At 73.8% G+C, this 23,924-nt stretch carries 20 protein-coding genes; 14 read left to right on the plus strand and 6 right to left on the minus strand.

Going from position 1 to position 23,924, the window contains the following annotated elements; translation table 11 throughout:
• Positions 1–155: 155 nt before the first annotated feature.
• A complete protein-coding gene (locus ACZ4W9_RS33825) occupies positions 156–569 on the minus strand; it encodes a pyridoxamine 5'-phosphate oxidase family protein (protein WP_467942233.1) in 414 nt (137 codons plus the stop codon).
• A gap of 113 nt (positions 570–682) precedes the next feature.
• On the opposite strand from ACZ4W9_RS33825, the gene clpB reads away from it, so the two are divergent.
• Complete coding sequence (gene clpB, locus ACZ4W9_RS33830) at positions 683–3,280, plus strand: ATP-dependent chaperone ClpB (protein ID WP_467942235.1); 2,598 nt, start codon at positions 683–685, stop codon at positions 3,278–3,280.
• A gap of 1,036 nt (positions 3,281–4,316) precedes the next feature.
• Positions 4,317–4,850 (plus strand): YbjN domain-containing protein, encoded by a 534-nt coding sequence (locus tag ACZ4W9_RS33835; protein WP_467942237.1) that lies wholly within the window; start codon positions 4,317–4,319, stop codon positions 4,848–4,850.
• A gap of 51 nt (positions 4,851–4,901) precedes the next feature.
• Here the strand turns inward: ACZ4W9_RS33835 and ACZ4W9_RS33840 are convergent, their stop codons facing one another.
• Positions 4,902–6,086, minus strand: a complete 1,185-nt coding sequence (locus ACZ4W9_RS33840; protein ID WP_467942238.1) for a pyridoxal phosphate-dependent aminotransferase — start codon at positions 6,084–6,086, stop codon at positions 4,902–4,904.
• Positions 6,087–6,894: 808 nt separating this feature from the next.
• On the opposite strand from ACZ4W9_RS33840, the gene ACZ4W9_RS33845 reads away from it, so the two are divergent.
• The 11 genes from ACZ4W9_RS33845 to ACZ4W9_RS33895 all read left to right on the plus strand — a co-directional run bounded on the left by ACZ4W9_RS33845 (position 6,895) and on the right by ACZ4W9_RS33895 (position 18,313).
• Positions 6,895–7,419, plus strand: coding sequence for a DUF2617 family protein (locus ACZ4W9_RS33845; RefSeq protein ID WP_467942240.1), 525 nt, complete (start codon positions 6,895–6,897; stop codon positions 7,417–7,419).
• 110 nt (positions 7,420–7,529) lie between these two features.
• Positions 7,530–9,164 carry a polyamine aminopropyltransferase gene (locus ACZ4W9_RS33850; protein WP_467942241.1) on the plus strand — a complete coding sequence of 545 codons (1,635 nt, stop codon included), beginning with the start codon at positions 7,530–7,532 and terminating at the stop codon, positions 9,162–9,164.
• A 120-nt stretch (positions 9,165–9,284) separates the two neighbouring features.
• Positions 9,285–10,388: an SRPBCC family protein gene (locus tag ACZ4W9_RS33855; RefSeq protein ID WP_467942243.1), complete on the plus strand. Its 1,104-nt coding sequence runs from the start codon at positions 9,285–9,287 to the stop codon at positions 10,386–10,388.
• A gap of 55 nt (positions 10,389–10,443) precedes the next feature.
• The gene (locus ACZ4W9_RS33860) at positions 10,444–11,232 is read left to right on the plus strand and encodes an aldose epimerase family protein (RefSeq protein WP_467942244.1); all 789 of its coding nucleotides are present in this window, start codon (positions 10,444–10,446) and stop codon (positions 11,230–11,232) included.
• A 10-nt stretch (positions 11,233–11,242) separates the two neighbouring features.
• Positions 11,243–11,794, plus strand: coding sequence for an orotate phosphoribosyltransferase (gene pyrE / locus ACZ4W9_RS33865; RefSeq protein ID WP_467942246.1), 552 nt, complete (start codon positions 11,243–11,245; stop codon positions 11,792–11,794).
• A 142-nt stretch (positions 11,795–11,936) separates the two neighbouring features.
• Entirely contained in the window at positions 11,937–12,959 is a 1,023-nt protein-coding gene (gene fbaA / locus ACZ4W9_RS33870) for a class II fructose-bisphosphate aldolase (protein WP_467942247.1), read from the plus strand.
• 176 nt (positions 12,960–13,135) lie between these two features.
• Positions 13,136–13,549 carry a DUF3151 domain-containing protein gene (locus ACZ4W9_RS33875; protein WP_467942248.1) on the plus strand — a complete coding sequence of 138 codons (414 nt, stop codon included), beginning with the start codon at positions 13,136–13,138 and terminating at the stop codon, positions 13,547–13,549.
• 152 nt (positions 13,550–13,701) lie between these two features.
• A complete protein-coding gene (locus tag ACZ4W9_RS33880; RefSeq protein ID WP_467942250.1) occupies positions 13,702–14,550 on the plus strand; it encodes a tryptophan 2,3-dioxygenase family protein in 849 nt (282 codons plus the stop codon).
• Entirely contained in the window at positions 14,543–15,727 is a 1,185-nt protein-coding gene (gene kynU / locus ACZ4W9_RS33885) for a kynureninase (RefSeq protein WP_467942251.1), read from the plus strand. The genes ACZ4W9_RS33880 and kynU overlap by 8 nt, the downstream gene beginning before the upstream one ends.
• 210 nt (positions 15,728–15,937) lie before the next feature.
• Positions 15,938–16,843 carry an alpha/beta hydrolase gene (locus tag ACZ4W9_RS33890; protein WP_467942252.1) on the plus strand — a complete coding sequence of 302 codons (906 nt, stop codon included), beginning with the start codon at positions 15,938–15,940 and terminating at the stop codon, positions 16,841–16,843.
• Positions 16,844–17,092: 249 nt separating this feature from the next.
• Entirely contained in the window at positions 17,093–18,313 is a 1,221-nt protein-coding gene (locus ACZ4W9_RS33895; protein ID WP_467942254.1) for a cytochrome P450, read from the plus strand.
• A 35-nt stretch (positions 18,314–18,348) separates the two neighbouring features.
• Here ACZ4W9_RS33895 and ACZ4W9_RS33900 read toward each other — a convergent pair whose 3' ends face one another.
• The gene (locus tag ACZ4W9_RS33900) at positions 18,349–19,173 is read right to left on the minus strand and encodes a diacylglycerol kinase (RefSeq protein WP_467942255.1); all 825 of its coding nucleotides are present in this window, start codon (positions 19,171–19,173) and stop codon (positions 18,349–18,351) included.
• A 212-nt stretch (positions 19,174–19,385) separates the two neighbouring features.
• On the opposite strand from ACZ4W9_RS33900, the gene ACZ4W9_RS33905 reads away from it, so the two are divergent.
• The gene (locus ACZ4W9_RS33905) at positions 19,386–20,669 is read left to right on the plus strand and encodes an adenylosuccinate synthase (protein ID WP_467942257.1); all 1,284 of its coding nucleotides are present in this window, start codon (positions 19,386–19,388) and stop codon (positions 20,667–20,669) included.
• Between the two features lie 67 nt (positions 20,670–20,736).
• On the opposite strand, the gene ACZ4W9_RS33910 is transcribed toward ACZ4W9_RS33905, so the two are convergent.
• The 3 genes from ACZ4W9_RS33910 to ACZ4W9_RS33920 all read right to left on the minus strand — a co-directional run bounded on the left by ACZ4W9_RS33910 (position 20,737) and on the right by ACZ4W9_RS33920 (position 23,675).
• Positions 20,737–21,387, minus strand: coding sequence for a hypothetical protein (locus ACZ4W9_RS33910; protein ID WP_467942258.1), 651 nt, complete (start codon positions 21,385–21,387; stop codon positions 20,737–20,739).
• Positions 21,388–21,496: 109 nt separating this feature from the next.
• Positions 21,497–22,192 carry a GntR family transcriptional regulator gene (locus tag ACZ4W9_RS33915; protein ID WP_467942259.1) on the minus strand — a complete coding sequence of 232 codons (696 nt, stop codon included), beginning with the start codon at positions 22,190–22,192 and terminating at the stop codon, positions 21,497–21,499.
• Between the two features lie 127 nt (positions 22,193–22,319).
• A complete protein-coding gene (locus tag ACZ4W9_RS33920; protein WP_467942261.1) occupies positions 22,320–23,675 on the minus strand; it encodes an aminotransferase class III-fold pyridoxal phosphate-dependent enzyme in 1,356 nt (451 codons plus the stop codon).
• Positions 23,676–23,924 lie beyond the last annotated feature (249 nt).

Raw genomic sequence — 23,924 nt, forward strand, 5'->3', positions numbered from 1 at the left:
GCCACCCCCCCCCCCCCCCCCCCCCCACTCCCCCCCCCCCCCCCCCCCCCCCCCCCCCCCCCCCCCCCCCCCCCCCCCCCCCCCCCCCCGCTGCCGTTTGCAGGGATATATCGCGGTATGCGGATATTTCCATGCTGGCCGAAAATCGCCGTACGTCAGCCGTTCCCGAGCGTCCGGTCGACCTCGATCTCGATCACCACACGCGCCGGATTCGGCCGGGGCACGCGCTGGTAGCGCTCGGCGTAGCGCCGCTCGGCCTCGGCCACCCGTTCCGGCTCGGTCCGCACCCGCGCCCGCCCCTCCAGCGTCGCCCAGCGCCGGCCGTCCACCTGGCACACCGCGACCCGGGCGCCCGCCTCGCCGGCCGCGGCCACGTACCGGGCCTTCGCGCTGGTCCCGCTGGTGATCACCCGGGCCAGCCGCGCGCCGGCGTCGTACGTCACCCCCACCGGCACCACATGCGGGCTGCCGTCCGGGCGCAGGGTCGTCAGGGTGCACAGATGCCGTTCGCGCCAGAAGGCGAGGTACGGCTCGTCGGGGGCGGCCGGGTCCTGGGAGTGCCTGCTCATGCGCGCAACCTAACCCCTCGGCACTTCCCGGCGAAGCTTGAGCGGAATAGACTCAACTTTGTGTACGCTGGTGAAGTCAGCACTGGAGAGCGGTCGAGGAGGAGAACGCAGACGTGGACGCCGAGCTGACCAACAGGAGCCGGGACGCGATCAACGCCGCGAGCAACCGCGCCGTGACCGGGGGGCACCCGGACCTCACCCCCGCCCACCTGCTGCTGGCTCTGCTCCAGGGGCAGGACAACGAGAACATCACCGACCTGCTCGCCGCGGTCGACGCCGACCAGGCCGCCGTGCGCTCGGGCGCGGAGCGGATCCTGGCCGGGCTGCCCAGCGTGGCCGGCTCCACCGTGGCGCCGCCGCAGCCCAGCCGCGAGCTGCTGGCCGTGATCGCCGACGCCGGCGAGCGGGCCCGGGAGCTGGGCGACGAGTACCTGTCCACCGAGCACCTGCTGATCGGCATCGCCGCGCAGGGCGGTGCCGCCGGCGAACTGCTCGCCCGGCAGGGCGCCGACGCCAAGAAGCTGCTGGAGGCCTTCAAGAAGGCCAGGGGAGGACGCCGCGTGACCACCGCCGACCCCGAGGGCCAGTACAAGGCCCTGGAGAAGTTCGGCACCGACTTCACCGCCGCCGCCCGCGAGGGCCGGCTGGATCCCGTCATCGGACGGGACCAGGAGATCCGGCGGGTCGTGCAGGTGCTGAGCCGCCGTACGAAGAACAACCCGGTCCTCATCGGCGAGCCGGGCGTCGGCAAGACCGCCGTCGTGGAGGGGCTCGCCCAGCGGATCGTCAAGGGCGACGTGCCCGAGTCGCTGAAGGACAAGCGGTTGGTCGCGCTCGACCTCGGCGCGATGGTGGCCGGCGCCAAGTACCGCGGCGAGTTCGAGGAGCGGCTGAAGGCCGTCCTCGCCGAGATCAAGGGCTCCGACGGCCAGATCATCACCTTCATCGACGAACTGCACACCGTCGTGGGCGCCGGGGCCGGCGGCGACTCGGCCATGGACGCGGGCAACATGCTCAAGCCCATGCTCGCCCGCGGCGAGCTGCGGATGGTCGGCGCCACCACCCTGGACGAGTACCGGGAGCGGATCGAGAAGGACCCGGCCCTGGAACGGCGCTTCCAGCAGGTCCTGGTCGCCGAGCCGACCGTCGAGGACACCATCGCCATCCTGCGCGGTCTCAAGGGCCGCTACGAGGCCCACCACAAGGTGCAGATCGCCGACAGCGCCCTGGTGGCCGCCGCCACCCTGTCCGACCGGTACATCACCTCCCGCTTCCTTCCCGACAAGGCCATCGACCTCGTGGACGAGTCCGCGTCCCGGCTGCGCATGGAGATCGACTCCTCCCCCGTGGAGATCGACGAGCTCCAGCGTTCCGTCGACCGGCTGCGGATGGAGGAGCTGGCGATCGCCAAGGAGACCGACCCGGCCTCCGTCGCCCGCCTGGAGAAGCTGCGCCGCGACCTCGCCGACAGGGAGGAGGAGCTGCGCGGGCTCACCGCCCGCTGGGAGAAGGAGAAGCAGTCCCTCAACCGGGTCGGCGAGCTGAAGGAGAGGCTGGACGACCTGCGCGGGCAGGCCGAACGGGCCCAGCGCGACGGCGACTTCGACACCGCGGCCAAGCTGCTGTACGGCGAGATCCCGCAGCTGGAGAAGGAGCTGCGGGCCGCCTCCGCCGCCGAGCAGGAGGCCGCCCGGGACACCATGGTCAAGGAGGAGGTCGGCGCCGACGACATCGCCGACGTGGTCGCCGCCTGGACCGGCATCCCGGCCGGCCGGCTGATGGAGGGCGAGACGCAGAAGCTGCTGCGCATGGAGGAGGAGATCGGCAAGCGGCTGATCGGCCAGAGCGAGGCCGTACGCGCCGTGTCGGACGCCGTGCGCCGCTCCCGCGCCGGCATCGCCGATCCCGACCGCCCCACCGGCTCCTTCCTCTTCCTCGGCCCGACCGGCGTCGGCAAGACCGAACTGGCCAAGGCGCTCGCGGACTTCCTCTTCGACGACGAGCGGGCCATGGTCCGCATCGACATGTCGGAGTACGGCGAGAAGCACAGCGTGGCCCGGCTGGTCGGCGCGCCCCCCGGCTACGTCGGCTACGAGGAGGGCGGCCAGCTCACCGAGGCGGTGCGGCGGCGCCCGTACAGCGTGGTGCTGCTGGACGAGGTGGAGAAGGCCCACCCGGAGGTCTTCGACATTCTGCTCCAGGTGCTGGACGACGGCCGGCTCACCGACGGCCAGGGCCGCACGGTCGACTTCCGCAACACGATCCTGGTGCTCACCTCCAACCTGGGCAGCCAGTTCCTGATGGACCCGCTGACCGGCGAGGAGCAGAAGCGGGAGCAGGTGCTGGAGGTCGTGCGGGCCTCGTTCAAGCCGGAGTTCCTCAACCGGCTGGACGACCTGGTGGTCTTCTCGGCGCTGACCAAGCCGGAGCTGGAGCGGATCGCCCGGCTCCAGACCGACCGGCTCGCCAGGCGGCTGGCCGAACGCCGGCTCACCCTGGACGTCACTCCCGAGGCGCTGGCCTGGCTCGCGGAGGAGGGCCTGGACCCGGCCTACGGCGCCCGCCCGCTGCGCCGCCTGGTCCAGTCCGCGATCGGCGACCGCCTCGCCCGGGAGATCCTGTCCGGCGAGATCAAGGACGGTGACACGGTCCGCGTGGACCGCTTCGGCGCCGGCCTCCTGGTGGGCCCGGCGACCGGCAAGACCCTCTGACCGGCCTCTCCCCGTGAAAAAGCCCCCGCCCGCCCCGGTCCGCCCGGGCGGGCGGGGGCGCTTCGTTCCCGGGCGGAGCCGGTGCCGGGCGTACGGCGAGGGTGTCGCCGGAGGCGACGGCGCGGGACTTCTTCGCCGGGCGCCGCGCGCCGCTCGGGCTGGGCGCCGGCGGCCAGGCACATGCCCGGGCCCCTCACCCCGGCCCCCCGGACGGACGACGGTCTTCACCGGCACGGGGGCGCGGACCTTCGGCGCGGCCGAGCGGCGGGGCTCCCGTGCCGGGACACTCGTGCCGGGACACCCGTGCCCGGACTCCCGTGCCGGGGCGTCCGGGCCGGTTCGGTCGGCCCCGGTGGTTCCGGCCCGGCCCGGTGGCCGCCGTGCGCCCGGCACGGCCTCCGCGCGGACACGGCCCTTGCGGCGGACACGGCCCCCGCGCCGACACGCCCCCGCGCCGCGACACCGAGCCCGGACTCCCGCGCCGCGACACCCGCGCCGCGACACCCGCGCCGCGACACCCGCGCCGCGACACCCGCGCCGGGACTCCCGTGCCGGGGCGTCCGGGCTGGTCGGTCGGCCCCGGTGGTTCCGGCCCGCCCGGTGGCCGCCGTGCGCCCGGTACGGCCTCCGTGCGGACACGGCCCCGCGCGGACACACCCCCGCCCCGACACTCCCCCCGCGCCGCGACACCCGCGCCGGGACTCCCGCGCCGGGACTCCCGCGCCGGGACTCCCGCGCCGGGACTCCCGTGCCGGGGCGTCCGGGCTGGTTCGGTCGGCCCCGGTGGTTCCGGCCCGCCCGGGTGGCCGCCGTGCGCCCGGTACGGCCTCCGCGCGGGCACGGCCTCCGTGCGGGCACGACCTCCGCGCGGGCGCGCCCCGCGCGGACAAGCCCCCCGCCCCGACACGCCCCCGCCCCGACACGCCCCCGCGCCGACACGGCGCTTCCGCTCAGGGCTGAGCGGTGGGTCGGGGCTTGCCACGCCCCTCCCCGCATGGGGGAGGATGGCGGGCATCCGCATGAAGGGAAAAACACGGTGAGCATCGACCCGTCCTCGATTCCGAATTTCGGGGGCCAGCCCGAACCGCAGCCCCAAGGACCGGCGGGCCCCGTCCTCCCGGATCAGGACCTGGTGAAGCAGCTTCTCGACCAGATGGAGCTGAAGTACGTCGTCGACGAGGAGGGTGACCTCGTCGCGCCGTGGGAGCAGTTCCGCACCTACTTCATGTTCCGCGGGGACGAGCCCGAGCAGGCCATCTTCTCGGTGCGGACCTTCTTCGACCGTCCGCACAAGATCGAGGAGAAGCCGCAGCTCCTGGAGACGATCGACGACTGGAACCGCCGCACCCTGTGGCCCAAGGTGTACACCCACACCCACGACGACGGCGCCGTCCGGCTGATCGGCGAGGCCCAGATGCTGATCGGCACGGGCGTCGACATCAACCACTTCGTCTCCTCCACGGTCAGCTGGGTGCGGGCCGCGATCGAGTTCGACAAGTGGCTGGTGGAGCAGCTCGGCCTGGAGCCGGAGGGCGGCGAGGGCGAGCAGCCCGAGGCCGGCGGCGAGTAACGCGGCCGCGCGTCCCGGCCGGGGGTCCGCCCCCGGCCGGGCGCGCCGCGCTCACATGGCCCGCAGCCGCTCGGCCGCCTCCCGCAGCACCTCCTCGCGCTTGCAGAAGGCGAACCGCACGAACGGCGCCCCCGCCTCCCGGTCGTCGTAGAAGACCGCGTTCGGGATGGCCACCACCCCCGCCCGCTCGGGCAGCGCGCGGCAGAAGGCGAAGCCGTCCTTCTCGCCCAGCGGCCGGATGTCGGTGGTGACGAAGTAGGTGCCGGCCGGCCGGAACACGTCGAAACCGGCCGCCGTGAGCCCCTCCGCGAGGATCTCCCGGCGGGCCAGCATGCCCCGGCGGAAGTCCTCGTAGTACGAGTCGGGCAGCGCCAGCGCCTCGGCCACCGCGTACTGGAACGGGCCGGAGGCGACGTAGGTCAGGAACTGCTTGGCCGAACGGACGGCGGCGACCAGCTCCGGAGCGGCCGTCACCCAGCCGACCTTCCAGCCCGTGAACGAGTACGTCTTGCCCGCCGACCCGATGCTCACGGTGCGCCCGCGCATCCCGGGGAACGTGGCGAGCGGCAGGTGCTCGGCGTCGTCGAAGACCAAGTGCTCGTACACCTCGTCGGTCACCACCAGCAGGTCCCGCTCCACCGCCAGCTCGGCGATCGCGGCCAGCTCGGCGCGGGTGAGGACGGTGCCGGTCGGGTTGTGCGGGGTGTTGACCAGCAGCAGCCGGGTGCGGTCGGTGACGGCCGCGCGCAGCTCGTCCAGGTCCAGCCGGAAGCTGCCCTCGTGCGGCCTCAGGGTCACCGGCACCCGTCGGCCGCCCGCCATCGCGATGCTCGCCGCGTACGAGTCGTAGTACGGCTCCAGCGCCACCACCTCGTCCCCCGGCTCGACCAGCGCCAGCAGCGCGGCGGCGATCGCCTCCGTGGCGCCCGCCGTGACGAGCACCTCGGTGTCGGGGTCGTAGGACAGGCCGTAGCGGCGCAGCTGGTGCGCGGCGATCGCGGTGCGCAGTTCGGGGACGCCGGGGCCCGGCGGGTACTGGTTGCCGCGCCCGTCGCGCAGCGCCCGGACGGCCGCCTCCCGGATCTCCTCGGGGCCGTCGGTGTCCGGGAAGCCCTGGCCCAGGTTGATCGATCCGGTCGCCACGGCCAGCGCCGACATCTCGGCGAAGATCGTGGTCCCGAACTCGGCGAGCCGGCGGTTGAGGTGAGGGCGTGCGCTGGAGGTCATGCCGGTCATCCTGCGCTCAAGCTCTGGAGTTCCTCAACTCCGCTTTGGGCGCTTCGCCGGCCGGGCATCTCCCCGGCACCGCGCGGGACGCGGTGGCACGGCGAGGCGCCCACGGGGGGCCGCTTCGGGGGAACGGAAGGAGGGTGGCGCCATGATCGTGGGCATCATCCTGGCGTTGATCGCGATGGCGTTCATCGCGGTGGGCCAGGCCCGCCGCAACCGGCGGACCGGGCCGTCGGCCGGCAAGGGACGCGGACGCGGGGGCGGGACGTACCGGGGGTCGTCCTCGTCCTCGTCCCACGACGGCTCGACGACCGGCAGCTGGTGGGCCGGCGACTCCGGCTCGTCGGGGCACCACGGCGGGCACCACGGGGGACACGGGCACGGCGGGCACTCCTGCGGCGGGGGATCGTCGTGCGGCGGAGGGTCGTCGTGCGGCGGGGGTTCGTCGTGCGGCGGTGGCGGGGGCGGATGCGGGGGAGGCGGCTGACACGGGGCAGCCGGGCCTCCGGACAGCGGGGGGAACCGCATCCGGGCCGCACCACGCCGGGCGCTCGCCGGACGGACATCCGGCAGGCGCCCGGCGTGTCTTATTCGCGACCGGCGCACACCATGCATGAACAGTTGAGCTGTGAGCCCCCCGAGGGATGGAAACACAACGAAGTTGGGTAAAAACCCTGTGGCGGAGCCCTAGTTCATGGTTCCCTCTAAACGCCGACACAGCCCCTCGAACGCCCCCTGACTCCCCATTCCGGCCGGGCCGGCCGGGCTGAGATTGGCTGATTTCCCCCTCATTGCGTGTTAGCGGAGCCGATCCATGCTCACGACCCTGAACACCTCCTACACCGATACGCGCGCTGCCGACCTCGCCTGGGCCCTGGGCCGCGAACCGCTGCCCGCCCTGGCCACCCTCGACCTCGAACTGACCGGCGCCAGGCTCCAGTTGCGGCTGCTCGGCGCCTCCCACCAGGTGCTTCTGGAGGAGGAGCGCGGCTCCTGTTCCGAGACGGTCGCGTGCATCCCCGGCTCCAGCACCCCGCTGCCGCTCGGCGTCGCCAAACGCGTCGGCGACTGGGAGTACGAGTTCGCCGCCCGCGTGGAGGTGCTCACCCCCGGTTCGTTCGCGGGCCGCGCCCAGGAGCTGCTGGCCCTCGTCTCCGACCATCCGCACGGCCTCGCCGGCGTCTTCCCCGGCAGTCCGCACGCCTTCACCGCGATGCTCGCCCAGCGGCACGAGGGCCAGGTGCACTGGCGCACCTGGCACGCCTACCCGCAGGACGGACAGCTGGTGGCCACCCGGACCCGGGTCGGCGAGCGGACGCGGGCGACCCGGCCGGGCTGAGCGCGGACTCGTGTCCTCCGTGGTGACATAAACCCGTAATGCGTCAAGCGCCCCTGGATCCACACGTGTGGGTGACGAAGCGTGGCCGGGAAGTGACGTAACGTCGCAGCGTGATCGAACCGCACGCCCCCGCGCCCCCGGGCGCCCCGCCCTCCTGGACGAGCCCCGCACGGCTGCCTGTCCGGCCCGGCACCGGGCGGTTCCTGGTCCTCGCGTGCGTCTTCGTCTGCGCGGCCTGCGGACTCGTGTACGAACTGGAACTGGTTGCGTTCGCCTCCTACTTGACCGGCGACTCGGTCACCCAGGCGTCCGTGGTGCTGTCCGTGATGGTGTTCGCCATGGGCATCGGCTCCCTCGGCGCCAAACGGCTGCGCTGCCACGCGGCGGCCGGCTTCGGCGCGGTCGAGTCGGCCCTCGCGCTGGTCGGCGGCGGCAGCGCCATGGCGCTGTACGCCGTGTTCGCCTGGACCGCCGGCTGGGGCGGGGCCTGGGCCGCCGGACCGCGCTGTCTGCTCGTCGCCTTCTCCCTGGCCATCGGCCTGCTCGTGGGTGCCGAGGTGCCGCTGCTGATGGAGCTGATCCAGCGCATCCGCCGGCAGGACGCGGGCGGCGCCGTGGCCGACCTGTTCGCCGCGGACTACGTCGGCGCCCTGGTCGGCGGCCTCGCCTTTCCTTTCCTCCTCCTGCCGTACCTGGGCCAGTTGACCGGAGCGCTGCTGACCGGCACGGTCAACGTGGTCGCGGGCGGCGCCCTGGTCCTCGGCCTGTTCCGCCGCGACCTCGGCCGCCGCGCCCGCTGGGTCCTCCTGCTCACCGGCCTCGCCGTCCTCGGTGTCCTCGCCTGCGCCGCCGCCCTCGCCGGCGACTTCGAACGGGCCGCCCGGCGCGCCGTGTACGGCACCGACGTCCGGGTGGCCGTGCGGACCGACGCCCAGGAGGTCGTCCTGGCCGGCGGCACCCGCGGCCGGCCCCTCGGCCTCTTCCTGGACGGCCGGCTCCGCGTCGACGGCCGCGACGAGCGCCGCTACCACGAGGCCCTCGTCCACCCGGCCCTGTCCGGCCCGCACGCGCGCGTGCTGATCCTCGGCGGCGGCGACGGACTGGCCGCCCGCGAGGTGCTGCGCCACCGCGACGTGCGCCGCCTCGACCTCGTCGAGCTGGACCCGGGCCTGGTGGAGCTGGCCCGGCACGACCCGGGCCTCGCCGCCGTCAACGCGTGCGCCCTCGCCGACCCGCGCGTCCGGGTCACCACCACCGACGCGCTCGGCTGGCTGCGCGGGGCGCGCGGGCGGACGTACGACGTCGTGATCAGCGACCTGCCCGACCCCGGCATCACCGCCGGCACCAAGCTGTACTCCCAGGAGTTCTACGGCCTGGTCCGCCGGGTGCTCGCCCCCGGCGGGCGCCTGGTGGTGCACGCCGGGCCCGTCACCACCCGGCCCCGCGCCTACTGGACCGTCGCCGCGACCCTCCGCGCGGCCGGCTTCGGCGTCTCCCCCTACCGGGTGCCCGGCCCCGACAGCGGCTTCACGGCCGGCCCCTACCGCTCGGCGGGCGCGTCCCGGACCCCGCACGACTGGGGTTTCCTGCTGGCGGCCCCGGGCCGCGTCCCGCCGCCCCTGCGCCTCGGCTCCGCGCACCCGCGCACCCTGACCCAGGCCCGGCTGACCGCGGACGCGCGGGCGGCCGAGCGGACCCGGATCGACGGGCTGCCGGGGTCCACGCTGGTGCATCCCCGGTATTGAGGGCTTGCGGGGGCCGGGGCGGGGGCGTCGCGTACGGGGGTCCGGCGAACGGGGGTCCCGGGGCCGAGCCGCGCGCACGTCCGGGTGAGTTCCGGCCGCGAGTGGGTAGGCTCCGGGACCATGGAGCACCAGGTCTTCGTCCAGGCTTCCACCGAACGGCTCGGCGCCGCCCTGGCCGACCCCGCTCGCGTCGCCCGCGCCGTGCCCGGGCTGCAACAGGACGCCGGTGCCGAACCGATCACCGGCCGCCTGAAACTGCGCGTCGGCGGACACTCCGTCACCTACCGGGGCACGGCCCGGGTGACCGCGCGCGCCGACGGCACGTACGCCGTCGAGGCCGACGCCGGCGAGGCCCGCGGCAGTGGCACGGTCGAACTGGCCCTGACCTTGCGTCTCACGGCCGCCGACGGCGGCTGCGCGGTCACGGCCGAGGGCACGGCGACCGCGACCGGCCGGCTCACGGAACTCCCGCCGGAACAGGTGACGACGGCGACGACGAGACTGCTGGACCGGTTCCTGGAGACCCTGGCGGCGGAGGAGACGGAGGGGGCGGGAGCGGCCGAGGAGACGCCGGGGGCCGGTGAGACGGCCACGGCCGAGAAGCCCTCAGGGGTCGAGAAGACGGCCGGGGCCGAGGAGACGGCGGCCGAGGAGACGGCAGGGGCCGATGAGACCGCCGGGTCCGAGAAGCCCTCAGGGGACGAGGAGACGGCGGAGGCCGGTGAGACGACCGGGGCCGAGAAGTCCTCAGGGGCCGAGGAGACGGCGGGGCCCCAGGACACGGTGACGGACGAGACCGCTGGGGCCGCCGAGACCGCCGGGGTCGGGGAATCCGGGTCCGAGGCGGCCGACGAGGGCCGCCCCTCCGTCTTCGACACCGAGGTCCCCCCGCCCTCCCTGGACCGGGACGCGGACGCGGACACGGACGCCGGCCATGAGGGCGCCGACGGCGCAGGCACCGGCACCGACTCCGCCGACGACCGGCTCGCCGAGGACTTCGGCGACACCGGGGAGCCGCCCGCCGAGGCCGCGCACGCGCGCCGGACGATGATCGGGCGCAGCGCCGAGGAGGTCGACCACGCCCCGCCGCGCGGCCGGTACGCCCCCGTGCCCGCCCCCCAGACCGTCGCCGGGAACCCGGCCCTGCGCTGGGCGGCCCCCGCCGCGGCCCTCGCCCTGGCCTCCGCGGTCGTGGTCACCCGCGCCCTGCGCAGACGGCGCTGAGCAAAGGCCCGACGGACTGCGCACGCCCCCTTGAGCGCCCCAGTAGTGTCGTCCCGTGAGCAACGAAGACATCACGCTGACCGCAGGTGAAGCGGAAGTGCGCGTCAGCCCCGCGAACGGCGGCCGGATCAGCGGGCTCAGGGTCGGCTCCCTGGAACTGCTGCGGCAGGGCCCGCGCTACGGCTGTTTCCCGATGGTGCCCTGGTGCGGCCGGATCCGCGACGGCCGCTTCCTGGACGGCGGCACCGTCCGTCAGATGCCGCTCAACTCCCCGCCGCACGCCATCCACGGCACCGCGCGCGACGGCGCCTGGCGCACCGCGCGCGTCACGGAGGACGAGGCGGTGATCACGTACGAGCTGACCGACCCCTGGCCGCACCCCGGCCGCGTCACCCAGGTCGTGGCGCTCACCGAGGACGGCCTGACCCTGACCCTGTCCGTGGAGACGTACGACGACTCCTTCCCGGCCCAGCTCGGCTGGCACCCGTGGTTCAACCGGAACCTCGACGGCGCCGGCGTGGAGCTGGACTTCAAGCCCGCCTGGCAGGAGGAGCGTGGCGCCGACCACCTGCCCACCGGCAACCGGATCGACCCCCGGCCCGGCCCCTGGGACGACTGCTTCGGCATGCCCGGCGGTGTCGACGTCACCCTCACCTGGCCGGACCGGCTGGAGCTGAAGGTGGCCGGCCGGCAGGAGTGGGTGGTGGTCTACGACGAGCAGGCCGAGGCCGTCTGCGTCGAACCGCAGACCGGGCCGCCCAACGGCCTGAACACCCACCCGCGCCTGGTCACCCCGCTGGAGCCGCTGGAGGCGAGTACGACCTGGAGCTGGCGTCGGCTCTAAGCTGGTCGGCATGACGGACGACGTGCGCGGCGCGCTGCTGCAGCAGATCAAGGACAAGGCCGTGGTGCACGGCAAGGTGACCCTCTCCTCCGGTCTGGAGGCCGACTACTACGTCGACCTGCGCCGCATCACCCTCGACGGCGAGGCCGCCCCGCTGGTCGGCCGGGTACTGCTGGACCTGACCGCGGACCTGGAGTTCGACGCGGTCGGCGGGCTCACCATGGGCGCCGACCCGGTCGCCGCCGCCATGCTGCACGCCGCCGCCGCGCGCGGCCGCCGGCTCGACGCGTTCGTGGTCCGCAAGGCGGCCAAGGCGCACGGGCTCCAGCGGCGCGTCGAGGGTCCGGACATCGCGGGCCGCCGGGTCCTGGTGGTCGAGGACACCTCCACCACCGGCGGTTCCCCGCTGACCGCCGTCGAGGCCGTGCGGGAGGCCGGCGCGGAGGTCGTCGCCGTCGCCACGATCGTGGACCGGGCGACCGGGGCCGCAGAGAAGATCGAAGCGGGCGCGGGTGTTCCCTACCGTTTCGCCTTCTCGAAGGATGAACTGGGGCTGGACTGACGACCGGGATTGACCTGGACTTGACCGGCACGTGGACCATCGGTTCATGTCTGGGAAGATGGGGCCGACGATGACGTCGCCCCCAAGGTCTAGGTCAGGGCCGTAACGCAGAACCCCTACCCGCAACACAAGGAGCGGACAGATGCCCATCGCAACCCCCGAGGTCTACAACGAGATGCTCGACCGGGCGAAGGCAGGCAAGTTCGCCTACCCGGCCATCAACGTGACCTCCACGCAGACCCTGAACGCGGCACTGCGCGGCTTCGCGGAGGCGGAGAGCGACGGCATCGTCCAGATCTCGACCGGCGGCGCCGAGTTCCTCGGCGGCCAGTACAGCAAGGACATGGTGACCGGCGCGGTCGCGCTCGCCGAGTTCGCGCACATCATCGCCGAGAAGTACCCGGTCAACATCGCCCTGCACACGGACCACTGCCCGAAGGACAAGCTCGACGGGTACGTGCGTCCGCTGATCGCGCTGTCCAAGAAGCGCGTCGACGCCGGTCTCGGCCCGCTGTTCCAGTCGCACATGTGGGACGGCTCCGCCGAGACCCTCGCCGACAACCTGGCGATCGCGCAGGAGCTGCTGGAGCAGGCCCGCGCCGCCAAGATCATCCTCGAGGTGGAGATCACCCCCACCGGCGGCGAGGAGGACGGTGTCACCCACGAGATCAACGACGAGCTGTACACCACCGTCGACGACGCCATCCGCACCGCCGAGGCGCTGGGCCTGGGCGAGAAGGGCCGCTATCTGCTGGCCGCCTCCTTCGGCAACGTGCACGGCGTGTACAAGCCGGGCAACGTCGTCCTGCGTCCGGAGCTGCTGAAGGAGCTGAACGAGGGCGTCGCCGCCCGGTTCGGCAAGCAGTCGCCGTTCGACTTCGTCTTCCACGGCGGTTCCGGCTCCAGCGAGCAGGAGATCCAGACCGCGCTGGAGAACGGCGTGGTGAAGATGAACATCGACACCGACACCCAGTACGCCTTCACACGTCCGGTCGCCGCCCACATGTTCCAGAACTACGACGGCGTCCTGAAGGTCGACGGCGAGGTCGGCAACAAGAAGGCCTACGACCCGCGCACCTGGGGCAAGCTGGCCGAGGCGAGCATGGCCGCGCGCGTCGTCCAGGCCACGCAGCACCTGCGCTCGGCGGGCAACAAGATCAAGTAAGCGGTGCCCGTGAACAAGTAGGCGGTGCCCGTGGCGGGCCCGGCGGCCTTCGTTGCCGCCGGGCCCGTCGTATGTCCCGGGCGGGGTGCGGGGCGTTCCCGTGTGCGGCCGGCGCGGTTTCCGGCACCCGCGGAGGTGCCCCGCCCCGCCCCGCTCCCGTGGGCCACACTGGACGCATGTCGATTCACCAGAACCTTCTCGGGGGGCCGCCCCCGACCCACCTGCCCGACGACCCGGAGCCGCGTCAGGCCCTCGCGGCGGGCACCGCGCCGGCGGACGTCGCCGCTCGGCACCCCACCTCCTCCCTCGCCTGGGCCCAGCTCGCCGACGACGCGTTCGAGCGGGGCTCGGTCGTCGAGTCGTACGCCTACGCCCGTACGGGCTACCACCGCGGCCTGGACGCCCTGCGCCGCAACGGCTGGAAGGGGCACGGCCCGGTGCCGTGGGAGCACGAGCCGAACCGCGGCTTCCTGCGCGCCCTGCACGCCCTCGCCCGCGCCGCCCAGGCCATCGGCGAGCAGGAGGAGTACGAGCGCTGCTCCCAGTTCCTGAAGGACTCCTCGGCGACGGCGGCCCAGACCCTGGGCTGACCGGCGCGGACGTCACCGGTGTGGCCCGTCTGGCAGCAGGCGGGCCTTGCCGTCCCCCGGGGCATTGCGGAGGATGGCGGGGTGGGGACCGGGGCCCCCGTGCCGGCATCGGCAGGGGCGGACCGCTACCCGGAGTAACACAGGAGACAGCGATGTCCCAACAGGCTCACCACCCTCATCAGGCCGCTGAGCCCGAGACCCCGAACCTGGATTTCGCGGGGACGACGCCGTACGAGGACTACGTCAAGGCCGACGTCCTCACCCACCTCCAGCACACCCTCTCCGACGACCCCGGCGAAATGGTCTTCCTGGTGACCACCCAGGTCATGGAGCTGTGGTTCACGGTCATCGTGCACGAGTGGGAGACGGCCGCCCGCGCGCTCCGCTCGGACGACGTACCGGCCGCGCTCGCCGCGCTGAAACGTTCCGTGCGGGAGCTGGAGGCCCTGAACGCCTCCTGGAAGCCGCTCGGGCAGCTGACCCCGGCGCAGTTCAACGCCTACCGCGGCGCGCTCGGCGAGGGATCCGGCTTCCAGTCGGCGATGTACCGGCGCCTGGAGTTCCTGCTCGGCGAGAAGTCCGCCTCCATGCTCGTACCGCACCACGGTGCCCCGCGCGTGCACGCGGAGCTGGAGAAGGCCCTGCACGAGCCGAGCCTGTACGACGAGGTGCTCCGGCTCCTCGCGCGCCGCGGCCACGCCCTCCCGGACGCCGTGCTGCACCGGGACGTCTCCGTGCGGTACGAGCCCTCACCGGCCGTGGAGGCCGCCTGGACCGCGATCTACGCGGGCGACCAGGGCGACGAACTCGCCCGGCTCGGCGAGGCGTTGACGGATGTGGCCGAACTGGTGTGGCGCTGGCGCAACGACCACCTGGTCGCCACCCGGCGCGCGATGGGCGCCAAGGCCGGCACGGGCGGCTCCGCCGGCGTGGCCTGGCTGGAGAAGCGCGCCCGCAAGAACGTGTTCCCCGAGCTGTGGACGGCGAGGTCCCATGTCTGAGTTGCCCCTGCGCGCGGAGAAGCTGGACGCCGAGGACGGACTCGCGTCCCTGCGCGACCGTTTCGTCCTCGACGACGCCGTGTACCTGGACGGCAACTCCCTGGGCGCCCTGCCCGCGCACGTCCCCGGCCGGCTGGCGGACGTCGTCCGCCGCGAGTGGGGGGAACTGCGCATCCGCTCCTGGGAGGAGAGCGGCTGGTGGACGGCGCCCGAGCGGATCGGCGACCGGATCGCGCCGCTGGTGGGCGCGGGGCCCGGCCGGATCGTCGTCGGCGACTCGACCAGCGTCAACGTCTTCAAGGCGCTGGTCGCGGCGGTCCGCATGGCGGGCGACGGCCGTGACGAACTCCTGGTCGACGCGACGACGTTCCCCACGGACGGCTACATCGCCGCGTCGGCGGCCCGGCTGACCGGCCGCACCCTGCGCGCGGTCACCCCGGACGAGGTGCCGGGCGCGCTGACCGGGCGCACGGCCGCGGTGCTGCTCAACCACGTCGACTACCGCACCGGCCGGCTGCACGACCTGCCCGCGCTCACCGCCGCGATCCACGCCTCCGGCGCCCTCGCGGTGTGGGACCTGTGCCACAGCGCGGGCGCGCTGCCGGTGGGCCTGGACGAGCACGGCGTGGACCTCGCGGTCGGCTGCACCTACAAGTACCTGAACGGCGGCCCGGGTTCGCCGGCGTACCTGTATGTGCGGGAGGAGTTGCAGGACCGCTTCGACTCCCCGCTGCCCGGCTGGAACTCCCACGCCGAGCCGTTCGGGATGAGCCCCGCCTACGCCCCGGCGCCGGGCGCCGTGCGGGGGCGGGTCGGCACCCCGGACATCCTCTCCCTGCTGGCGCTGGAGGCCGCCCTCGACGTGTGGGAGGGGGTGTCCATCACCGCCGTCCGCGCCAAGTCCCTGGCGCTGACGGACTTCTTCCTGCGGTGCGTGGCCGCGTACACCGAGCCGGGCCGGGTGGAGTGCGTGACCCCTGAACGGCACGCGGAGCGGGGCAGTCAGATCGCCCTGCGCTGTCCCGACGCGGGCGAGGTGATGCAGCGCCTGATCGCCCGGGGCGTGGTGGGCGACTTCCGCCACCCCGACGTCCTCCGCTTCGGCTTCACCCCGCTGTACGTCGGCTTCCGTGACGTGGAACGGGCGGCTCGGGTGCTGGGGGAGGAGCTGGCTTAGGGGGCTCGGCGTCGGGTGCGGGCGCGAGGGCCGGGGGGCCGCGTGCCGGGTGTGGGCCGGGGCGCGAGGGCCGGGCATGGTGCGGACGCGGGCCGCCGCCGGTGCGCGACATGCCCGTATCCCCGCACGTCACCGGCCTGATACCGTCCCGGCCGACGGCCGTTTCCCTCCTGGTCCGCCATCCCCGTCACGTCGCTGAGAGGTTGGAGCATGCCGGACGACGCCGCACTAGCCCGCGCCGCCGCCGAAGAGGAGTCGGCCCTCTCCCACCCGCCGGTCGCCCCGGACGTCACCGCGGCGTACGGCGACCACCCCGACCAGGTGATCGATTTCTACGCCCCGCGTCCCGGCCCGGGGGGCACCGGCCCCGTGTCGGCCGCCCCGCTGATCGTCGTCCTGCACGGCGGTGCCTGGCGTGCCCGCTACGACCGGCGCCATGTCACCCCGTTCGCGGACTACCTGGCCCGCAGGGGCTTCGCGGTGGCCAACGTCGAGTACCGGCGGGGTGGTGCGGAAGAGGGGCACGGCGGTGACGGCGGGGGGAGCGTGCCGCCCGCAGGCCGCTGGCCGGACACCTTCGACGACGTGGCGGCGGCCCTGGACGCCCTGCCCGCGCTGGTCCGGGAGGCGCTTCCGCAGGCGGACGCCCGCCGTACGGTGCTGACCGGGCACTCGGCGGGCGGCCACCTGGCGCTGTGGGCGGCGGCCCGGCACCTGCTGCCGGCGGACGCCCCGTGGCGCACCGGCCGTCCGGCGCCGCTGCGCGGTGTCGTGGCGCTCGCGCCGATCGCGGACTTCGAGGTGGCGGAGAAGCTGGGGGTCTGCGACCACGCGGCGTGGCAACTCCTCGGCGGGAACGACGGGTTCGCCCCGCGCCGCCCGTACGCGGACCCGGCGCTCCTGCTGCCGACGGGGATCGCCACGACGCTGGTCCAGGGCCGGGCGGACGTCGTGGTGCCGCACCAGGTGGCCGAGGCGTACGCGGAGGCGGCGGCGAAGGCGGGAGAGGTGGTCGGGCTGACGCTGCTGGAGGACGTGGGCCACTTCCCGCTGATCGACCCGGCGGCGGACTCCTGCGCGGTGGTGGCGGAGGAGATCGCCCAACTGGCCTGGTAGTACCCGTAAGTACCACCCGGCAACGAGCCCCGCACGGCCGGAAACCCTCCGCGCGACGGACGCGCGGCGGCCGCGCCGGGGCCCCACGACGGCCCCGCGCACCGGACAACGCCGGACTCGCGGCCGCCGACGGGGATCGGTCTCGACGGGGTACGAGTCCGGTGCGGCCGCCCCGCCGCCCCGCCGCCCTCCGACCCGGGCCGGGGCGGAGGCTGGCCACGCCGGGGCGGGCCGGGCTAGCGTCCGTTCATGACAGCTGCTGCGGACCCTGTCTTCGACCCCTGGGACCCGGCGTTCGTCGCCGACCCCTACCCGGCCTACGCCGGGCTGCGCGCCCGCGGCCGGGTGATCCAGTACGAGCCGACCGGCCAGTGGCTGGTCCCGCACCACGCGGACGTCTCGGCGCTGCTGCGGGACCGCCGGCTCGGCCGCACCTATCTGCACCGGTTCACCCACGAGGAGTTCGGCCGGACCCCGCCCCCGCCGGAGCACGAGCCCTTCCACACCCTCAACGACCACGGGATGCTCGACCTGGAGCCGCCGGACCACACCCGGATCCGGCGCCTGGTGTCGAAGGCGTTCACCCCGCGCACGGTGGCGCGGCTCGAACCGTACGTGCACGGGCTGGCGAACGAGCTGGTGGCCGCCCTGGTCGCGGACGGCGGCGGCGATCTGCTGACGGACGTGGCGGAGCCGCTGCCGGTCGCGGTGATCGCCGAGCTGCTCGGCATCCCCGCGGCGGACCGGGCGCTGCTGCGGCCGTGGTCGGCGGCCATCTGCGGGATGTACGAGCTGAACCCGTCCGAGGAGACGGCGGCCCGGGCGGTGCGGGCGTCGGTGGAGTTCTCCGAGTACCTCCGGGAGCTGATCGCGGCCCGCCGCGCCGACCCCGGCGAGGACCTGGTCTCCGCGCTGATCGCGGCCCACGACGAGGGCGACCGCCTCACCGGGCAGGAACTGGTCTCCACGGTGGTGCTGCTGCTGAACGCGGGCCACGAGGCGACCGTCAACGCCACGGTGAACGGCTGGTACGCCCTGTTCCGCCACCCCGGCCCGCTCGCGGCCCTGCGCGCCGACCACTCCCTCGTCCCCTCCGCCGTCGAGGAGCTGCTGCGCTACGACACCCCGCTCCAGCTCTTCGAACGCTGGGTCCTGGACGACATCGAGATCGGCGGCACGACGATCCCGAGGGGCGCCGAGGTCGCCCTGCTCTTCGGCTCCGCCAACCACGACCCGGCCGTCTTCGCCGACCCCGGCCGCCTGGACCCGGCCCGCGCGGACAACCCGCACATCTCCTTCGGCGCCGGCATCCACTACTGCGTCGGCGCCCCCCTGGCCCGTATCGAGCTGGCCGCCTCCCTGACGGCGCTGCTGGAGCGGGCGCCCACGCTCGCCCTCGCGGCGGAGCCGGAACGCCGCCCGAACTTCGTCATCAGGGGGCTGCGGGGGCTCGCCGTGGAGGTGCGCTGAGCCGTGACGGATCCCGCCCGGCGGGGCCCGGCGGGTCAGCGGTCGGCGGGCAGGACGAGGCTCCAGGCGCCCTCCACCACCCGCCAGCTCCGGCGGCGCACCGGGCCCGACACCCTGGCGTCCGCCCGGTAGCGGAACTCCGCCCCGGTGACCGTCACCGTGCGGCCGGAGGCCAGCAGCGGGGTCGCCTCCGCGCCCACCGACAGCGGCCGGACCTCCACCGAGGCCACCCCGGCCGGGCCCGGCGTCACCGACACCGCCTCCACCGGCTGGTCCGTGTCGACCACCGGCTCCCCGTCGACCTCCACCCGCAGCCGGGCCGCGCTCGGGGCGGGCACGGCGGCCGGCCGGGCCGGCCGGGCGGCGAGCGTGCGGACCAGCGAGCGGTACCAGGGCCGGCCCGCGGAGAGGGGCACCGGCGCGGCGGCGGGCGGCCGCGGCGGCGCCGAGGGGATGCGCAGCGCGCCCAGCACCACGTCGTCCCCCTCGTCGACCAGCAGGTCCAGCCGCCGCGCCGTGCCGTCCAGCACGGCCCGCGCCGCTGCCACCGCGCCGCCGGGCACCCCGAGCGACTCGGCGAGCGAGGTGTCCCCGACCGGGACCACCGACAGCACGCACCCGGCCAGCTCCCCCTGCCGGTGCAGCAGGGCGACGGCCCGCGCCAGGGCCCGGCCGTCGCCCACCACGACCGGCCGCCGCGACCCCCTGCGGCCCAGGGCGCGGGCGAATTCCTCCGGGCCGTCCGGCAGGCACAGCTTGGCCGCCGCACCCGCGCTGAGCACGTCTTTCGCGATCCGTACGGACTCCCCGTCCGCCTGCCGTGCCGCCGGATCGATGATCACCAGCAGCTGATCGGACATCGCGGAAGTCGCCACCTCGGTCCTGCCTCGCTTCCTCGGGTAGCATCTTTGTGCAAGAGCCCCTTGCGCTATTGCGCCAGGGGCTTCGTCTATTCCGGGGCATCCGGTCCGACGGTTGTGCGACCGAAGACGGTCGCGGTGGTACGCGGCGGTGAACGTTACGCCCATGCCCCCGACCTTGGACATGCCCCGCCCGGAAGGGGTGTACGCGCGTGCCCGCACTTGTGCTGCTCGGTGCTCAGTGGGGTGACGAAGGCAAGGGAAAGGCGACGGATCTCCTCGGTGGTTCCGTCGATTACGTGGTGCGTTACCAGGGTGGCAACAACGCCGGCCACACGGTCGTCGTGGGCGACCAGAAGTACGCACTGCACCTCCTCCCTTCCGGAATCCTGTCGCCCGGCTGTACGCCGGTCATCGGCAACGGTGTCGTCGTCGACCCGTCGGTCCTGCTCTCCGAGCTGAGCGGTCTGAACGAGCGAGGCGTCGACACGTCCAAGCTCCTGATCAGCGGTAACGCGCACATCATCACGCCGTACAACGTGACCGTCGACAAGGTGACGGAGCGTTTCCTCGGCAAGCGCAAGATCGGCACGACCGGCCGCGGCATCGGCCCGACCTACGCCGACAAGATCAACCGCGTGGGCATCCGGGTCCAGGACCTGTACGACGAGTCGATCCTCCAGCAGAAGGTGGAGGCCGCGCTCGACGTCAAGAACCAGATCCTCACCAAGCTGTACAACCGGCGCGCGATCGCCGCGGACCAGGTGGTCGAGGAGCTGCTGGGCTACGCCGAGCAGATCCGGCCGTACGTCGCCGACACGGTGCTGGTCCTGAACCAGGCCCTGGAGGACGACAAGGTCGTGCTCTTCGAGGGCGGCCAGGGCACGCTGCTGGACATCGACCACGGCACCTATCCCTTCGTGACCTCCTCGAACCCGACGGCGGGCGGCGCCTGCACGGGCGCGGGCGTGGGCCCGACGAGGATCAGCCGCGTGATCGGCATCCTGAAGGCCTACACGACCCGGGTCGGCGCGGGCCCGTTCCCCACGGAGCTGTTCGACGAGGACGGCGAGGCGCTGCGCCGCATCGGCGGCGAGCGGGGCGTCACCACCGGCCGGGACCGCCGCTGCGGCTGGTTCGACGCGGTCATCGCCCGCTACGCCACCCGCGTCAACGGCCTGACCGACTTCTTCCTCACCAAGCTCGACGTCCTCACCGGCTGGGAGCAGATCCCGGTCTGTGTGGCCTACGAGATCGACGGCAAGCGCGTCGAGGAGCTGCCGTACTCGCAGACGGACTTCCACCACGCGAAGCCGGTCTACGAGATGCTGCCGGGCTGGAGCGAGGACATCAGCAAGGCGAAGTCCTTCTCCGACCTGCCGAAGAACGCCCAGAACTACGTCAAGGCGCTGGAGGAGATGTCCGGCGCCCCGATCTCCGCGATCGGCGTGGGCCCGGGCCGCGACGAGACGATCGAGATCAACTCGTTCCTGTAGAGCGGGCGCCGCTCGTGGGGCGCCCTGCCGGTCCGGCCGGCAGGGCGTCCGTCTTCTCCCGCGCGGCTCAGCTGAAGACGATCATCGAGCCCTGGGCCAGGGAGCGGGTCGCGGCCGCGTGCAGGCCCAGCCAGACGTGCCGTTCCCGGGCGAAGGGGCTGGGGTCGTAGGGGGGCGCGGCCGCCGGTTCCTCCAGCTCCGTGGGGGCCGGGGGCGGGGCGGGGGCGGCCGGGGGGTTGGCCGGGTCGATGCCGATCGTGGGGGCCACGTACTGCAGTTCCCGCAGCAGGGTCTGCGAGGAGCCCAAGGGGCCGCCGCCCGCCAGGAGTTCGTCGTTGGACAGCGGGTGCGGGAAGTCCACGGGGACGTAGGCACCCGCGTGGTCGTAGTGCCACACCAGGTGCGACTGCTGGGCCGTCGACTCGAACATCTCCAGCAACTGCTCGTAGTCGCCGCCCAGTTCGTCCACCGGTGTCACCGGCAGCCCGCAGACCTGGAGCAGATAGGCGCGGCGCAGGAAGTGCAGGGCGTCGTAGTCGAAACCGGCGACCGGGGCGACATCGCCGGACAGGCCCGGCATGTACTGGTACACCGGCACCGGCGGCAGGCCGGCCTCGGCCAGCGCCTTGTCGTACTGCGCGAGTTCCTCGGCGAAGGGGTTGTCCGGGGTGTGGCACAACACGTCCACGAGCGGTACCAGCCACAGGTCACAGGCCAAAGAGGGCTCCTCGCATCGGCGGGTGCGCCGTCACGCACGGCAGCGGGTGGTCAGGGAAGGGTAGTCGCTGCGGCCCCCGGGCGCTCCCCCGTGGGCCGGTATCGGTCGTCTACCCGCCCGCCAGGTGTTCCAGCAGTGCCAGCGAGTGGTCGCTCGCGTCGGCCACGATCGCGCGGGCCGTCTCCGCCTCGCGCCGGGCCAGCGCGTCGACCAGCTCGGTGTGCCGGTCCCAGAGCCGGCCGCGCAGATCGGGCAGGCGCAGCAGGTGCTGCACGGCGCAGACCCAGGACTGCACGCGCAGCCGGTGCAGGAAGTCGCCGAGGTAGGGGTTGCCGAACAGGGCGCTCAGCTCGCGCCAGAAGCGCAGGTCGTAGCCGATGAGGACGGTCAGGTCGCCGGCCGTGGCCGCCCGCTGGGCCTCCTCGCCGCGACGGCGCACGGTGGTCAGGGCCGCGCCGGTGCGGGGGTCCTCCGGCGGGGTGCGGAAGGCGGGGTGGCCCGCGGTGAGGGCCTGGAACATGCCGTCGGTGACCAGGCCGCGGGCCTCGATCATGTGCCGGTAGTCGGAGACCGAGTACTCCGGCACCCGGAAGCCGCGGTGCTGATCGGCCTCCAGGATGCCCTGCGCGGACAGGTCGACCAGCGCCTCGCGGACCGGGGTGGCGGAGACGCCGTACTGGTCGGCTATCTCCTTGACGGTGAACGCCCGGCCCGGGCGCAGCCGTCCCGCCAGCACCTCGTCACGGAGCGCGTCCGCGATCTGCTGGCGCAGGGTGCTGCGCGTCACGGGGCCGTTTCCGGGCATGCTCCGTGCCTCTCCTCACACGTCCGGGTGCGGTGCTCGCGAGGACCCGCGAGCACCCGCGGGTCCCTCTTCCTTACGAGCACGCCACCTTACGCGTTCGAATCGGTGCGGCGGCAGCCGCGTGCGGTCACACCGTGTGCTCGTCGGCGGCGCTCAGCGCGGCGTCGAGGGCGGCCAGGCCCTCCTTCAGCTCCGCCTCGGTGGCGGTGCACGGCGGCACGACGTGGGTGCGGTTCATGTTCACGAACGGCCACAGCCCGTGCCGCTTGGCGGCGGCGGTGAAGGCGGCCATGGGGGCGTTCGCCTCGCCGGCCGCGTTGTACGGCACCAGCGGCTCGCGGGTCTCCCGGCTGCGCACCAGCTCCAGCGCCCAGAACATGCCCGTGCCGCGCACCTCGCCGACGCTCGGGTGACGGGCGGCCAGCTCGGCGAGGCCGGGGCCGACCACACTCTCGCCGAGCCGCCTGGCGTTCTCCACGACGCCCTCCTCCGCCATCACGTTGATCGTGGCGACGGCGGCGGCGCAGGCCAGCGGGTGACCGGAGTAGGTGAGGCCGCCCGGGTAAGGGCGCTTGCCGAAGGTCTCGGCGATCTTGCCGGAGATGGCGACGCCGCCGAGCGGCACGTACCCCGAGTTCACCCCCTTGGCGAAGGTCATCAGGTCGGGGACGACGCCGAACAGGTCCGCCGCGAACCACTCGCCGGTCCGGCCGAAACCGGCCATGACCTCGTCCAGGACGAAGACGATCCCGTACTTGTCGCACAGCTCGCGCACGCCGGCGAGGTAACCGGGCGGCGGGAGCATGATCCCGGCGGTGCCCGGGATGGTCTCCAGGATGATCGCGGCGATGGTCCCCGGGCCCTCGAAGGCGATCGTCGTCTCCAGGTGCTCCAGCGCCCGGGCGCACTCCTGCTCCTCGGTCTCCGCGTAGAAGCGGGAGCGGTAGAGGAACGGCGCCCAGAAGTGGACGACCCCGTTCGAGCCGCTGTCGTTCGCCCAGCGGCGCGGGTCGCCGGTGATGGTGACCGCCTGCTGGGTGCCGCCGTGGTACGAGCGGTACGCCGAGAGAACCTTGGGGCGGCCGGTGTGCAGCCGGGCCATGCGCACCGCGTGCTCCACCGCGTCCGCGCCGCCGTTGGTGAAGAAGATCTTGTCCAGGTCCCCGGGGGTCCGCTCGGCGATCAGCCGGGCCGCCTCCGAGCGGGCCTCGACGGCGAACGCGGGCGCGAAGGTGGTCAGCTTCGCGGCCTGCTCCTGGATCGCCGCGACGACCTTGGGGTGCTGGTAGCCGATGTTGGTGAAGACGAGCCCGCTGGTGAAGTCCAGGTACCGGGTGCCGTCGTAGTCCCAGAAGTACGACCCCTCGGCGCCGGCGACGGCGAGCGGGTCGATGAGGTCCTGGGCGGACCAGGAGTGGAAGACGTGCGCACGGTCGGCGGCCTTCACGGCGGCGCCGGCTTCGGGGCTGGGCTGAGGGGTCATGCCGGTGAGGGTAAATGTCCGCGATGCGGAAGGCATATCGGCGTCTTGTTCCGTGGACGGGGGGAATCCGCGACAGATTGTCGACGGGCGGCGGCGCGGTGCGGGTGTGGCGCGTTCCGGGCGGTGCCCGGGGTGGCCGGTTCGCGACGCGGTCCGTTCCTGTTACGGAACCGTGGAACCGGGCCCGGGCCCGGTGTCGTACCGGCGCACTATTGTCGGGCGTTGCAGACCTATGGGGGGAAGGCGGCG

The sequence above is a fragment of the Streptomyces sp. NPDC029296 genome, assembly GCF_055569255.1.